This is a genomic window from Emticicia oligotrophica DSM 17448, from assembly GCF_000263195.1.
In the GTDB taxonomy this organism is placed as follows: Bacteria; Bacteroidota; Bacteroidia; order Cytophagales; family Spirosomataceae; genus Emticicia; species Emticicia oligotrophica.
The window spans coordinates 567,996-581,946 of the sequence record NC_018748.1 but is presented as its reverse complement, the minus strand read 5'-3'; the positions used below and the strand labels follow the sequence as shown (position 1 = coordinate 581,946).

Here is a 13,951-nt window from a genome sequence, read left to right as displayed (position 1 = left end):
TAGTAAGCTGAGAATGGGCTATTTGTTAATTGTTATGGGTTAATCGCAAACTAATTATCTAAACCAATTGGTTACTTGAACAATGAAAACCTCTTCAATAAATATCAAAAACATCGACATAACCACCGAAGCATTGGCTGCTTTTCCAACACCCAAAGTACCATTTGTGGCGTTATAGCCTTTATAGCAGCCAACGATGCCAATAGTAAAACCATAAGAAACTGCTTTGATGATGGCGGTCCAGAAGTCGAGAAATACAATATTATTAAAAGCTTGTTCAAGAAAAGCCGATAAATTCGTGTCTTCGTTGGTGGTTACGTTTAGAAAAGCTCCCGTCATTGACATCAATGCACAATAAAACGATAGGAGTGGAATCGTAACGGTTGAAGCTAAAACTCTGGTTACTACTAAAAATCTAATAGGATTTACGGCCGAGACTTCCATGGCATCAATTTGCTCGGTAACTTTCATAGAACCTAATTCGGCCCCTATACTTGAACCTACTTTGCCTGCACAAATCAATGAGGTAACGAGTGGGGCTAGAGCTCGAATGATAGCAATCGTAACTAATGATGGTAACCAAGAAGTAGCTCCAAAAGATTCGAGTGAAGGACGAGACTGCTTAGTAAATACGAAGCCAGTCACGAAGCCTGTTAGAGAAATAAGCAAAAGAGAACTATTGCCGATTCGGTAACATTGATTGATAAACTCCTTGAATTCGAAATCTCGACTGAAAGTTTCTTTAAAAAACAACACTACGAAATCGAATCCATCTTTGAAGTTAATCAGCCACTTATCAATTTTGGGAGAGAATAAATTTTGCCTTGAACCCATGTTGTGCTTGGTAGAATGGAAAACTTGACAAAGGTAAGTTAAAAAAACATGCCAGCCAGCTTAGAATAGATTCGTGCAATAAAAAAATAGACAAAAAACTTAAATAAGTATCTTTTCGGGTTTGATTTCTTGCTTTTGATAAATAAAATAAAGTCATCGTTTAGGTATTTTTAAATGTATTCTGGCTTGGGTAAATGTTTAACGTATATGCTTAAGCTAAGTTTCTGAGTTTTCTCGAAAACCGTTCTTCCGAAAAATTTCTTCTGAAATATTTAGTTTGCTTATTGAAATGACCATGAAACTTTTGGGAAATAATAATCGTTTAGCTATTGAAAAGAAGCAAAATATTGTTGCCTTCGTAACCATTATACGCATAGATAGATTGAATTAAAATTATGATAACTGTAACAGAAATAGCAAAAAATAAAATCATTGAACTAAAATCTAAAGAAGGTATTACTGAAAATCACGGAATTAGGGTGGCAGTTGAAGGTGGTGGTTGCTCAGGTTTGATGTATGATTTGCAGTTTGATGGAGAACAACGTCCGACTGACCACGTTTTTGAAGATAATGGCATAAAAGTCTTTGTTGATAAAAAAAGCCTTCTATATCTGATTGGTACAGAACTTGACTTCTCTGATGGGTTGAATGGTAAGGGATTCCAGTTTAAAAATCCAAATGCAACTCGTACTTGTGGTTGTGGAGAAAGCTTTTCGGTATGATTTTAACTGGTTGAATAATTTTTAAAAAATATTTATCCTAAAACCATCTGTTTTACTACAGATGGTTTTTATTTTTGATATATAAACAAAAAAATAATGGTTAAGAAACTATATAGAACCGAAGGCAGCGAAAAAATGGTCTTTGGTGTTTGTGGTGGTATTGCAAAATATATTGGTGTAGATGCTGCCCTCATCAGAATTCTATGGGCAATTCTCACAATTTTTGGTATTGGTACACCAATTTTGATTTATATCATCATGACTTTCATTATTCCACGAGAAAGCCAAATGAAGGCCTAACAAAAAAGCACATCCGTTAAAAAACGAATGTGCCCTCGAAGATTTTGAAATATCTTAATCTTAGTGATGCTCGTGGTTTGCAGGGTTATTGTTATAGCCACTAGCAAAAACGCCAGAGATAACAAGTAAACCAACGATGAATGTGAATAGGTCGCCAAAAAACCAAAGAACCGTCAAGATTAATAAGTACATAAGAACCATAACTCCATCAGAAAGGCGACTTGGATTTGAATGATTTGCCATGATATATTGTATTTTTTGATTCTGTATGCAAGTTATTAAATATGCCTCAAATTATAAAATTCTATTTCACTTTCTGATAATAATAACTATTGCCATCGGCTAAAACTACTCCAACTGGCGTTTTTTCGTAAAGAATAATACAAGAATTGGCATCATCAAAAGTTAGAAATGAATAAGTTTCGCTTTTCTGAAAAATAATTGCTTCTCTTGGTTCAATTCCTACATAGTTTACTTTTTGTATATCAAAAGAAGTAGTTTCTGTGACTTGTCCATTAATACTCCTTGTGAAGGTCTTATTGACCGAATCAAAAGTAAGGATTTCAATTTTCTCATTGATTATTTCAGTTGGACCATTGACTACTGGGTAGCCAACACCTGTTTTTTTATACTTCCATTGGCCATTTATTTTACTAAATGAATCGTTCTGTGGCTCAAGGTTTTCATTTGTTATTGCACAAGCACTTAGTGCCAATAAAAGAAAAGATACAATTAAGGCTTTCATATTATTTTTATTAATTTTCAATCATAGTCTATTTTTAAAATGATTCTAATGAAGAAAGAAAGGTTGGAATTAGAAATCAAATTCTACAATTTCAGGGTCGTTCATTAAGTGTTTAATGGCTTTTTCATGGTTTTTTTCAGGACCCTTCACAATCCAAACTCCACTTATGGTTTCATCGTTTTTACTTTGTTTCCCACGTTCGGCAGTTAAGCCAAACTGTTCAAACTTATCTTCATAATGCTTCAAGGATTTACTCTTGAATTTACACACAATTCTGTAAGTTCTGATAGAGTTTTTATGCTTGATTACTTGTTGAAACGGAACTAGTAAGTATAACGCACATACAACAAAAATCATTGAAACGAACCCCGTTTCATAAAGTCCATCACCAAAACCTACGCACATTCCCAAGGCTGAAGTTACCCATGCTGCTGCTGCGGTGGTAATACCCGTAATTTGTCCGTTTGAATTATCACGAAATATGATACCTCCACCGACAAAACCAATGCCAGTTACGATATTAGCTGCAATTCTGGAAGGGTCGGAGCCAAGTTTCATTGAAATAATGGTAAATAGGGTCGAACCTAAACAAATCAAAATCATAGTTCGTAAACCCGCTGATTTGCTATGATATTCTCGTTCGAGGCCGATAATTGCACCAGTACCCGCTGAAATAACCAATTTTATAATATCTTCAGTAATAAAATGCATAAATATGATTGGTTTTTATAAAAGTACTTTCAAACATAACATTTCGTGGCAATATTAAGTTTTTTGTATCTTGCCGAAAACTTAATACAAAATTTTTGTTTTTTTGTATAATGTTTAGTGTATTTGCGTTATAATTACTTAATGATAAATTAACGATAAGTTAATACTAAACATTTTCAAATATGAAATCCGAAATTAAACAAAAAGCTTCTGATATTGCTGCTGCACTTACTGTAGTTATAGGGAGTGAAGTAGCTGATAAAAAAATTAAGAAAGCTGTTGAAAAATCGGCTGAGAAGTTAGCAAAAGAAATTGCTGAAATAAAAAAAGATGCTGAAAAGAAAGAGAAAAAAGCGGCAAAAAAAGCAGAGGAAGATGTAAAGAAGATACTAAAGAAAGCTGAAAAGAAGGCCGAAAAAGAAATAAAAAAAGCAAAAAAGGAAGCAAAAAAAGCAACTGAGAAAGTAAGCAAAAAACTGGAGAAAAAAGCTGGGAAAAAGGTTGAAAAAAAGACTGGAAAAAAAGCCGAGAAAAAAGCTGAAAAAAAGGATGAAAAAGTGGTAAAAGCACCCGAAGTAGCTCCTACTCCAAAACCAACTGTTACTAAACCCCAAGCACCTACCAAACCTGCTGTACAAAAACCAAAACCTGTTGCTCCAGCAAAGGTTGTGAAGGCTGCCGAAACAAAATAATAATCTATGAAAAAATGGTGCAAGTCTAGAATTTTGAGTTTTATTTGCTTATTGGCTTGCACCATTTTACTTTCACCAGTATTACTGGCTCAGAATGTCAATGATTTGATAATAAGTGAAATTATGGCTGACCCAACGCCTACAAAGGGTTTGCCCGAAAAAGAATATATCGAACTTTATAATCGCACCGATAAAGTAATTGACCTAAATCGATTCAGACTTTCCTATCAAACTACTACTGTTACATTTCCAAGTTTTTTACTTCAGCCTAAGAGTTATGTGATTGTGACAAGCCGTGCTAATGAAGCAGATTTTAAACCTTATGGCAATGTAGTTGCACTTTCAAGTTTATCTTTATTAAATACAGGTACAACACTCACCCTCAAGAACTCTCAGAATAAGACAATCTTTTCGGTGACATACTCTGATAAATGGTATGAAAAAGGTAAAGAACAAGGGTTTTCGCTCGAAATGATAGATACTTCTTTCCCTTGTGTTGAGGATGGTAATTGGAGTTCGTGTTTGGCAACTCTGCAAGGAACTCCCGCTAAAGAAAATTCTGTAAAAGCTTCAAAACCAGACCTAACGCCTCCAAGTTTAAGTCGTTTTGAAATGGTGGGAAGTAATACTATCAAACTGATTTTTTCAGAAAAACTAGACAGTCTATCGGCTGTTAGTATGAATGCCTATAGTTTTGATAAAGACTTGCAAATAAGTACTTTAAAGCTAGAATCTCCACAAAATAAGAGCGTGAATCTTGGTTTAACTACGGCTTTACAAGATAATACGCTTTATACGCTTACCATAAAAAATCTTGCCGATTGCTCGGGAAATGTCATGCTTTCTACTCAAGCAGTGGTAGGAAATTTAAAACTAGCAGATTCTGGCGATGTTGTTTTGAATGAAGTTTTATTTAATCCAAGAAGTGGGGGAGAAGATTTTGTAGAAATTTACAACAGAACTGAGAAATTGATTTCTCTCAAAAACTGGTCTTTAGCAAATATTGATGACAAAGGGAAAATGGCAAATATTAAAACTATTGCCACATCAGCTATTGTCATTCAGCCTAAACAGTTTTTGGTACTTTGTCGGACTGCCGTTAATGTTCAAAATCAATATTATAAATCAGTGAACGCAAACTTTTTGGAAGTGGCGTCAATGCCTTCTTTTCCAGATGATGATGGTTCAGTTATTTTACTTAATGAAACTCAAAAGGTTTTCGACCGATTCGATTATTCAGAAAAGATGCATCACCCTTTAATTGATATCAAAGAAGGGGTTTCGCTCGAAAAAATTGATTATAATAAATCTTCTGCCGACCCAAATAATTGGCAGTCAGCTGCTTCGTCCGAAGGTTTTGCTACGCCAGGATATGCCAATTCTCAGTCTTTGGTTGATAGTCGGGAAAACATTTTTAAAATCGAACCCGAAGTATTTTCGCCTGATGGTGATGGCCAAGATGAAGCAACAAAATTCAGCTTTCAACTTGACCAAGGTGCTTATGTCGCCAATATTCAAGTTTTTGATGCCAATGGGCGATTAGTTCGTCAACTTGCTCAAAATCAATTACTTGGTGTGAATAATAGTATTGAATGGGATGGTAAAACGACCAATAATGAGGTTGTTCCGGTGGGTTATTACATTTTATTAGCCGAACTTTTTGATGTTAATGGCGAGAAAAAACATTATAAAGGAAAGGTTGTTGTAGGGAGCAGGTTTTGAAGGCTTGCTATTTTTTTATGTATAAATGATTTTTGGCGAGTTAGTATTGGTAAAAACTCAAACTGAATTTATTCAGTTTTCTCTAAAATACTTTCCTTTGTTTTATTAACTCTTGAATTTATTCGATAGTAATGCTAAAGAGTATTGAAAAACTATAAATTTCATCAAATTATAAATGAAAAAACTAATTTTTACGCTCATTTTCTCTGTTATGCTACTGGATATTTCTGCTCAGAAACAAAACTTTGATGCTACAAAAACTGCCATAGAAGCAAAACTAAAAGCCGTAGATGGTGTGTTTGCGGTTGCTTTCAAAGATTTACAAACTGGAAAGACTTTGTTTATCAACGAAAAAGAGAATTTTCATGCGGCTAGTACCATGAAAACGCCTGTGATGATTGAAGTTTTCAAGCAAGCAAAAGCAGGTAAATTCAAACTTACTGATTCAATTTTGGTAAAAAATGAGTTTAAAAGTATTGTTGATGGAAGCCCATATAGCATGGATATTGCCGATGATAGTGGCGATGGCATGTATAAGCAGATTGGTAAAAAAATGACAATCTATGACCTCACTTACCAAATGATTATTGTAAGTAGTAATTTGGCAACCAATATTCTGATTGATTTGGTCGATGCAAAAAATGCTAATCAAAGCATGAGAGCATTGGGGGCAAAAGATATTCAAGTATTACGTGGTGTGGAAGACCAAAAAGCTTTCGATAAAGGTCTTAGTAATACAACTACTGCTTATGATTTGATGTTGATTTTTGAGAAAATTGCCGAAAATAAGGTAATTGATAAAAAATCTTGTGAAGAAATGCGTAAGATTTTGTTCGACCAAAAGTTTAATGAAATCATTCCCGAAAAACTACCAAAAACTGTTAAAGTGGCTCATAAGACTGGCTCAATTACGGGCGTTCAGCACGATTCAGGTATTGTTTATTTGCCAGATGGACGAAAATATGTGTTGGTATTACTTTCTAAAAAACTTAAAAATGCCGATGCAGGAGTGAAGGTTTTGGCCGAAGTTTCAGAGATGATTTATGAATCAGTAAAATAATTTGAATAACAGTGCAAGTTTCTGAAGTTTTTGGCATCTAAAATGCTAAATAACTTTAAAGAAACTTTATGACAAAAGTAGCACTTTTCTTAGCCTCTCTTATTTTTATTGTTACTTACGGTTGCAGTAAAACAGATGATATAACAGTTACGCCAAGCACCACAACTACCACGAGCTCAACCTACAATGAACTCTGGATTCCGCCAACAATAACGGGTAAAACCTTTGATTTAACATTAGCAAAATCAAGTAAACAACTGCGTACAGGAGCTAAAACTGCTACTTATGGCTATAATGGTGCAGAGTTTTGGGGACCAACCTTGATAATGAACAAAGGCGATTTTGTTCAGATGAATGTTACCAATAATCTTTCCGAAACTACTACTACGCATTGGCATGGTTTTCATATCCCTGCCATTATGGATGGTGGCCCTCATCAGATGATTGAACCCAATACCACTTGGAAGCCCTCTTTTGAAATAAAAAATAATGCAGGTACTTATTGGTATCACCCACACTTACACGAAAAAACATTTCAGCAATTAACCTATGGTGCTGGTGGACTCATCATCATAAAAGACCCAGTTGAGTCGGCTTTGGCATTGCCACGAACTTACGGAACTGACGATATTCCCTTGGTATTAACTAGCAGAAGATATAATTCTGATAACTCATTTACAGTTACTGAACATGCTTATGGTGATTATGCCATGGCCAATGGCACGCATGATGCTCAGATTAGTTTACCGAAACAATTTGTTCGTTTCAGAATTTTGAATGCCGAAACCGAACGAGGATATAACCTTGGCTTTAGCGATAATCGTAATTTTTATGTCATCACCAATGATGGGGGCTTGCTCGATGCTCCAGTTGAAGTAACACGAGTGAAATTAGCTGTAGGTGAACGTGTTGAAATTTTGGTTGATTTAAGTAAAGATGCCGTTGGAGCAAGTTTAGATATGAAAGCCTACAATGCCAATCAAGAATTTGGTTTTGGCGGGAGCGAACCACAAACTACTGGTCAATTTGGTAGTTTATTAAATAATAAAGATTTCAATGTTTTGCATATCAAGGTGAAAGCTGCAACTGCAAATGCAATTACAACCGTGCCTGCAAAATTGACCACAAATACGTATTGGAAAGAATCAGATGCTACTAATACTCGTACCATCAAGATAACTGGTGGACAGGCGGGGTCGGCTTTTACATTTGATAATAATACTTATGGTTTTACAACCATCAACCAAAACGTAAAACTAAATGCTGTCGAGAAATGGACGATAGTGAATAATAATATTTTCGGGCATTCTTTTCACATCCATGATATTCAATTTAAGATTGTTTCTCGAAGTTCAGGTCCGATTGCCAATTATGAATCGGGTTGGAAAGATACTTTTTATATCCGAACTGGTGAAACAGTATCCGTAGTAGCAAAATACGACGATTTTGCGAGCAGCACCAATCCATTTATGTACCATTGCCATTTCCCGAACCACGAAGATGCAGGGTTAATGGGACAGTTTTTAGTAACCCAATAAATACTAAGATTTTGAAATTTAAGCATATAGCGACTTTATTTTTTGCTTTTCTCGTATTGGCATGCCATGAAAGAAAAGCAAAAAGTAGTGTTTTAAACGTTGATATTAACCTAAAAAAAACGGATAGAGGCTGGCTTTACAAAGGGCAGCCTTTTTCGGGTTATATGATTGAAAAAGAAGAAAATAGAGTGGTTTATCAATTACCGATTGCCGAAGGAAGAGAGCAAGGTTTGGCAAAAGGCTGGTATAATTCAGGAGAAAAGTTGTTAGAACGTATTTTCATTAATGGTCAAAAAGAAGGCGTTTTTAAGCAATGGTGGCCAAACGGAAAGTTAAGGTATTTGTTTCAATATAAACACGACCAGTTTGATGGAAAACAATTAGTGTATTTTCCGAATGGGAAAGTCAGAGAAGAAAGCAATTATCAGTTGGGAGAAAAAGAAGGTACACAAAAGGTTTGGGATGAAAACAGTAAGTTGATTTCAAATTATGTTATCAAAGATAAGAGAATTTATGGGGTAGTTTCAGTGAAAAGCTGTATCCCAGTTGATGGACATTGATTTTAAACTTAATTAATTCAAGTAGATTCCTACAGCTTGAAAGCAGCAAAATGAATGTTAAACCAGATATTTTTACTGCATTCAAGCTGTATTTTTTATTAAAACATTTTATCCAAACTTAGGCACTCTACTTTTTCCATGTAAGGAAAGAAAGGCAAATGTTCGATATTATTTACAACCTCTTGCATTTCTATATCTTTAAAAATAAGCATTGCTCCATCTTTTTCAGATTTGATGTAAAAATTCTCTAAAATACCAGCTTCTTTCCACTGCATAATATGAGCCATTTCTTGCTTTCTTAATTCTTCAAAATTTCCTTTTGAATTATCGAAGTGCATCGTAATCAATACTGTAATTCTTTTCATATTCTTAGTCGTTTAAAATTAATGTTTGCACAAAATTATTATCTTTGACTATTAATATAGTCTATATAATAAATATGTATATAGGCTAAAATTTTAGACTAATGGAAAATATAGCACTTAGAAAGACAAAAGACTTTACACCAGGGAATTGTCCGGTGGTGTATTGCATGAATATTATTGGTGGAAAATGGAAACCCAGCATTATTCACATGATACGAACCGATAGAAATAGATATAGTATTTTACTGAAAAATATTACAGAAATCAGTAAGCAAACTTTAACCAATCAGTTAAGAGAGTTAGAGGCCGATGGTATTATCGAGAGAATCATTTACCCCGAAATTCCACCAAGAGTAGAGTACAAAATTACCCCCTATGGTAGCAGTTTATTACCGATTATAGATAGTATGTATCAATGGGGCAGAGAACACATGGCAACCGATAAAAAAGGCTATTGTAATTAATGCCATGATTGTTAATTTGGATTTAATGTATCTGATAAATTTTCAAATTAAACTAATAATATCTATGAATTATAACTTAATTGACATAACTATACGCAACTAATCAATAGTGTTTCTACGTAATTAAATAAAATTTATTTTTTCACAGCGTTTAAAAACATTTTATCGTCTTACTATTTAGACGATTAGTACAGATAGAATTAATCTTAGATTATAAAAACTTGATGAAAAATGCGTTACGTTAGAAAAATAACCGAAGAACAAGTTGAGTACTTACGAGAAGTGTCGCGTCATAGCCGTAATTATCGTGAACGAGAGCGGGCTAAGGCTATTTTATTGAGCTACAAGGGTTACAACGTAACTGTATTATCTGATATTTTTGAAGTGAGCCGAGGTACAATTACCAATTGGCTTGATGCTTGGGAAGAAAGGGGTATTTTCGGATTGAAAGATTTACCTAAGATGAATAATAATTCAATCAACCAAAAAACTTTAGTTTATAACTAAAACTTTTGAAACAAATCTACTTTTTTTATTCGGAAAGTCTGCTGCTGATTAGTGGTAGGCTTTTTTTGTAGGTCATGCAATTACAAAAATATAACTATTTTAATTTAGCAAGAAAAACTTAGACTAATCTGATTTCTTGGGTAAATTTGTTTGAATTATTTGCAGCAAGTATTTCTAGCTTATTTGCTAAATCTTTATTCCCTTTCATCAATGAAACCAGATTTTTCTAAAATATCTTTAGATACAAATGTTGCTGGTATTGAAGCTACTGCTTCCTCATCGACTTCCTTTCGTACGGCTGAGGGTATTAATATTAAGCCAAGGTTTACTGCCAAAGATATTGAATCGGCAGAACATTTGCATTTTTCGGCGGGTATTCCCCCCTTTTTACGTGGGCCATACAGTACGATGTATGTTATGCAACCTTGGACAATTCGTCAATATGCGGGCTTTTCTACCGCTGAAGAATCCAATGCATTTTACCGTAGAAACTTAGCGGCAGGCCAGAAGGGGCTTTCAGTAGCTTTTGACTTAGCTACGCATCGAGGTTATGATTCTGACCATCCACGTGTGACAGGTGATGTAGGAAAAGCGGGTGTGGCGATTGATACGGTTGAAGATATGAAAATATTATTTGACCAAATTCCACTCGACCAAATGTCGGTTTCCATGACCATGAATGGAGCGGTTTTGCCCATTATGGCTTTTTATATCATTGCTGCCGAAGAACAAGGGGTTTCGCCAGATAAACTTTCAGGAACTATCCAAAATGATATTCTGAAAGAATTTATGGTACGAAATACTTACATTTATCCACCTGAGTTTTCGATGCGAATTGTGGGTGATATTTTTGCCTATACTTCTAAATATATGCCAAAATTCAATTCGATTTCAATATCGGGTTATCATATACACGAAGCTGGAGCTCCTGCTCACATCGAATTAGCCTATACTTTGGCCGATGGCTTAGAATATATTCGTACGGGTATTGCGGCTGGAATGGATATTGATGATTTTGCTCCTCGACTTTCTTTTTTTTGGGGAATAGGCATGAATCATTTCATGGAAATCGCCAAAATGAGAGCAGGAAGGCTACTTTGGTCGAAAATTGTAAAGAAATTTAATCCTAAAAATTCAAAATCTCTTGCTTTGCGTACTCACTGCCAGACCTCTGGGTGGTCGCTTACCGAACAAGACCCTTTTAATAATGTAACTCGAACCGCCATTGAAGCAATGGCTGCTGCTTTGGGGCATACACAATCTTTACATACCAATTCACTTGATGAGGCCATTGCTCTTCCCACTGATTTTTCAGCAAGAATTGCCCGAAATACCCAATTATACATTCAACACGAAACTGAAATCTGTCGAGTTGTTGACCCTTGGGGTGGGTCTTATTACGTTGAATATTTGACTAAAGAATTGGTCGAGAAAGCTTGGGCTTTAATTGAAGAAGTAGAAGATTTAGGAGGAATGACAAAGGCAATCGAGACGGGCTTGCCTAAAATGAGAATTGAAGAAGCAGCGGCCAGAAAGCAAGCAAGGATTGATTCAGGGAAAGATGTTATTGTTGGTGTGAATAAATATAAAGCTGATGATGCGACTGAAATAGAACTATTGGAAGTTGATAATCAGGAGGTAAGACGTAAGCAAATTACCAAATTAACAGAAGTTAAAGCTAAACGAAATGAAGCAGAAGTACAGGCGATTTTAGAGAAAATTACGGCTGGTTCATCTTCAACAGGAGAGAATCTACTTGCTCTTGCTGTTGAAGCAGCACGAAAAAGAGCTACATTAGGAGAAATATCGTATGCCATGGAAAAAGTAGCAGGCCGCCACAAAGCCACCATTCGTTCGATTTCGGGGGTTTACCAAGCCGAAGTTTCTGATGATGAGAATTTTCAGCTTGCAAAATCATTGGCCGATAAATTTGCAGAAATAGAGGGCCGTCGACCAAGAATTATGGTGGCCAAAATGGGTCAAGATGGCCATGACCGTGGAGCAAAAGTAATCGCTACTAGTTTTGCTGATTTAGGCTTCGATGTAGATATAGGTCCGCTTTTCCAAACGCCAGAAGAAACGGCTCGTCAGGCGGCAGAAAATGATGTACATATAGTTGGAGCTTCTAGCTTAGCGGCTGGTCATAAGACTCTCATACCTCAACTTATCGAAGAATTAAAGAAATTAGGTCGTGAAGATATTATGGTAATTGCTGGAGGTGTGATTCCTGCACAAGATTATCAATACCTTTATGATGCAGGCGTGAAAGGCGTATTTGGGCCGGGTACGGTTATTTCTGTTGCTGCACAGAAAATTTTACATGAATTGATGAATGAAAGTATTTAGGAATAAAACAGTAATGTTTTTATAACAAAAGAGCCTTTTTAAAGGCTCTTTTGTTATTCATTCTATGAAAATGTATCAGACATTAAATTATTAAACCATTTTATCATATCTTCATAGTTGTCTTTGGTGGCTCCCAAAGATTCAGTTACGCCATTGCCAGTAGGAACCATTGTTTTACTGACAGGGTCATATCTAAATACTACCGATAGCCAAGAAGCAGTAGATTTTGTTATTGGTGTAAAACAAGCTGAATTCGTCATCGGACTTGGATTTACCGCCTCACCTTTTAACATATGTATAATAGCATCAGCACAAACTTTAGCTTCAGCATTCGCAATATGCCCTGCTTTAGGTTGAGTTGTAGAAGATGCATCGCCAATGATGTGAATATTTTGGTGAACTGTTGATTCGTAAGTAAGTACATTTACACCTGCCCACTTGCCATTACCTGCATTAGCAAGACCAATTCCAGAATTTGTAATTAAACTGCCTGCTTTGTGTGTGGGTATTGCATTAATAACCTTACCTGTGAAAGTCCCCTGATTTGTATTGACAGTACCCTTATCGGCATCAATGCTGATTACCGTTGCATTTGGTACATAGGTAATTATACCTTTGTGTGTATTGTTAAATGCGTTTGTAAAGTTTTCTGGTTCTGCCTGAATACTTGGATTTGCATCTAAAATGATTACTTTTCCTCCACCTTTAATTCTCTTTAAATAGTCGGCTACGACACAGGCTCTTTCGTAGGGCCCGGGCGGGCAACGGTAGGGTTTGGGCGGTATCGTGATGATAAATGTATCCTTTTTGGTCATGGCTTGAACTTGGTTTTTCAAAGAGGTTGTTTGTTGACCTGCTTTCCACGCATGAACAATTTTGGCCTGATTAGCTGCTGTGCCCGAAAGTTGTATTGGTTCGAAATCAATTCCCGGTGCTATAACTAATTTGTCGTAAGGCAATACCTTTCCGCTATTTAGTGTTACACTTTTTCCTGAAGGATTGATGCCTGTTACAGAATTTTGTAAAACCGAAACTCCATATTTTGTCCTCAGCAAATTATAATTAAATGTCAATTGTTCTAATGTCCGTTCTCCTACTAATACCATATTACTAAAGATATTAGAGTAATAGCTAGCATTAGGTTCTATTAAAGTTACTTCAACTCCGGTTCCTCCCCATAGTTTCAGATATTTAGCTGCTGTTGTACCTGCCATGCCTCCACCAATTACAATCACACGTCCTGTGGCAACTATATTACTTGGCACTTGAATCAAAGAATGAATATCATTAACAACATTCTTCGTTTCTTGTCCAAATGAATTTTCTATAATGCCTAACCCTAAAGCCGATGCTCCAAGATTATTTAAAAAACTTCTACGTTTCAT

The 13,951-nt window shown here is 35.5% G+C and carries 16 protein-coding genes; 10 read left to right on the top strand and 6 right to left on the bottom strand.

Features of this window, described 5'->3' with window-relative positions:
- Nucleotides 1-54: 54 nt before the first annotated feature.
- Nucleotides 55-834 carry an MlaE family ABC transporter permease gene (locus tag EMTOL_RS02530; RefSeq protein WP_015027692.1) on the bottom strand — a complete coding sequence of 260 codons (780 nt, stop codon included), beginning with the start codon at nucleotides 832-834 and terminating at the stop codon, nucleotides 55-57.
- A gap of 395 nt (nucleotides 835-1,229) precedes the next feature.
- Here EMTOL_RS02530 and EMTOL_RS02525 point away from each other — a divergent pair, with 395 nt between their 5' ends.
- Entirely contained in the window at nucleotides 1,230-1,556 is a 327-nt protein-coding gene (locus EMTOL_RS02525; protein WP_015027691.1) for a HesB/IscA family protein, read from the top strand.
- Between the two features lie 96 nt (nucleotides 1,557-1,652).
- Nucleotides 1,653-1,856 (top strand): PspC domain-containing protein, encoded by a 204-nt coding sequence (locus EMTOL_RS02520; RefSeq protein WP_015027690.1) that lies wholly within the window; start codon nucleotides 1,653-1,655, stop codon nucleotides 1,854-1,856.
- A 60-nt stretch (nucleotides 1,857-1,916) separates the two neighbouring features.
- On the opposite strand, the gene EMTOL_RS02515 is transcribed toward EMTOL_RS02520, so the two are convergent.
- The 3 genes from EMTOL_RS02515 to EMTOL_RS02505 form a co-directional block, all read right to left on the bottom strand.
- Entirely contained in the window at nucleotides 1,917-2,099 is a 183-nt protein-coding gene (locus tag EMTOL_RS02515) for a hypothetical protein (RefSeq protein ID WP_015027689.1), read from the bottom strand.
- A gap of 61 nt (nucleotides 2,100-2,160) precedes the next feature.
- Nucleotides 2,161-2,601, bottom strand: coding sequence for a hypothetical protein (locus EMTOL_RS02510; protein ID WP_015027688.1), 441 nt, complete (start codon nucleotides 2,599-2,601; stop codon nucleotides 2,161-2,163).
- 69 nt (nucleotides 2,602-2,670) lie between these two features.
- On the bottom strand, nucleotides 2,671-3,312 hold the full coding sequence (locus tag EMTOL_RS02505) for an MgtC/SapB family protein (RefSeq protein ID WP_015027687.1): 642 nt from the start codon (nucleotides 3,310-3,312) through the stop codon (nucleotides 2,671-2,673).
- 182 nt (nucleotides 3,313-3,494) lie between these two features.
- On the opposite strand from EMTOL_RS02505, the gene EMTOL_RS02500 reads away from it, so the two are divergent.
- The 5 genes from EMTOL_RS02500 to EMTOL_RS02480 all read left to right on the top strand — a co-directional run bounded on the left by EMTOL_RS02500 (nucleotide 3,495) and on the right by EMTOL_RS02480 (nucleotide 8,884).
- Nucleotides 3,495-4,004, top strand: coding sequence for a hypothetical protein (locus EMTOL_RS02500; RefSeq protein ID WP_015027686.1), 510 nt, complete (start codon nucleotides 3,495-3,497; stop codon nucleotides 4,002-4,004).
- 6 nt (nucleotides 4,005-4,010) lie between these two features.
- Nucleotides 4,011-5,726 carry a lamin tail domain-containing protein gene (locus EMTOL_RS02495; RefSeq protein WP_015027685.1) on the top strand — a complete coding sequence of 572 codons (1,716 nt, stop codon included), beginning with the start codon at nucleotides 4,011-4,013 and terminating at the stop codon, nucleotides 5,724-5,726.
- Nucleotides 5,727-5,901: 175 nt separating this feature from the next.
- Nucleotides 5,902-6,786, top strand: a complete 885-nt coding sequence (locus EMTOL_RS02490; protein WP_015027684.1) for a serine hydrolase — start codon at nucleotides 5,902-5,904, stop codon at nucleotides 6,784-6,786.
- A gap of 68 nt (nucleotides 6,787-6,854) precedes the next feature.
- Nucleotides 6,855-8,324: a multicopper oxidase family protein gene (locus tag EMTOL_RS02485; RefSeq protein ID WP_015027683.1), complete on the top strand. Its 1,470-nt coding sequence runs from the start codon at nucleotides 6,855-6,857 to the stop codon at nucleotides 8,322-8,324.
- 11 nt (nucleotides 8,325-8,335) lie between these two features.
- Nucleotides 8,336-8,884, top strand: coding sequence for a toxin-antitoxin system YwqK family antitoxin (locus tag EMTOL_RS02480; RefSeq protein ID WP_015027682.1), 549 nt, complete (start codon nucleotides 8,336-8,338; stop codon nucleotides 8,882-8,884).
- Nucleotides 8,885-8,982: 98 nt separating this feature from the next.
- On the opposite strand, the gene EMTOL_RS02475 is transcribed toward EMTOL_RS02480, so the two are convergent.
- The gene (locus tag EMTOL_RS02475) at nucleotides 8,983-9,249 is read right to left on the bottom strand and encodes a hypothetical protein (RefSeq protein WP_015027681.1); all 267 of its coding nucleotides are present in this window, start codon (nucleotides 9,247-9,249) and stop codon (nucleotides 8,983-8,985) included.
- Between the two features lie 101 nt (nucleotides 9,250-9,350).
- Between EMTOL_RS02475 and EMTOL_RS02470 the strand changes: the two genes are divergently transcribed.
- The 3 genes from EMTOL_RS02470 (at nucleotide 9,351) to scpA (ending at nucleotide 12,566) form a co-directional block, all read left to right on the top strand.
- Nucleotides 9,351-9,713, top strand: coding sequence for a winged helix-turn-helix transcriptional regulator (locus EMTOL_RS02470; protein WP_015027680.1), 363 nt, complete (start codon nucleotides 9,351-9,353; stop codon nucleotides 9,711-9,713).
- A gap of 231 nt (nucleotides 9,714-9,944) precedes the next feature.
- Nucleotides 9,945-10,220, top strand: coding sequence for a helix-turn-helix domain-containing protein (locus tag EMTOL_RS02465; protein WP_015027679.1), 276 nt, complete (start codon nucleotides 9,945-9,947; stop codon nucleotides 10,218-10,220).
- 210 nt (nucleotides 10,221-10,430) lie between these two features.
- Entirely contained in the window at nucleotides 10,431-12,566 is a 2,136-nt protein-coding gene (gene scpA / locus EMTOL_RS02460) for a methylmalonyl-CoA mutase (protein ID WP_015027678.1), read from the top strand.
- A gap of 62 nt (nucleotides 12,567-12,628) precedes the next feature.
- Here scpA and EMTOL_RS02455 read toward each other — a convergent pair whose 3' ends face one another.
- Nucleotides 12,629-13,951 carry an FAD-dependent oxidoreductase gene (locus tag EMTOL_RS02455; protein WP_015027677.1) on the bottom strand — a complete coding sequence of 441 codons (1,323 nt, stop codon included), beginning with the start codon at nucleotides 13,949-13,951 and terminating at the stop codon, nucleotides 12,629-12,631.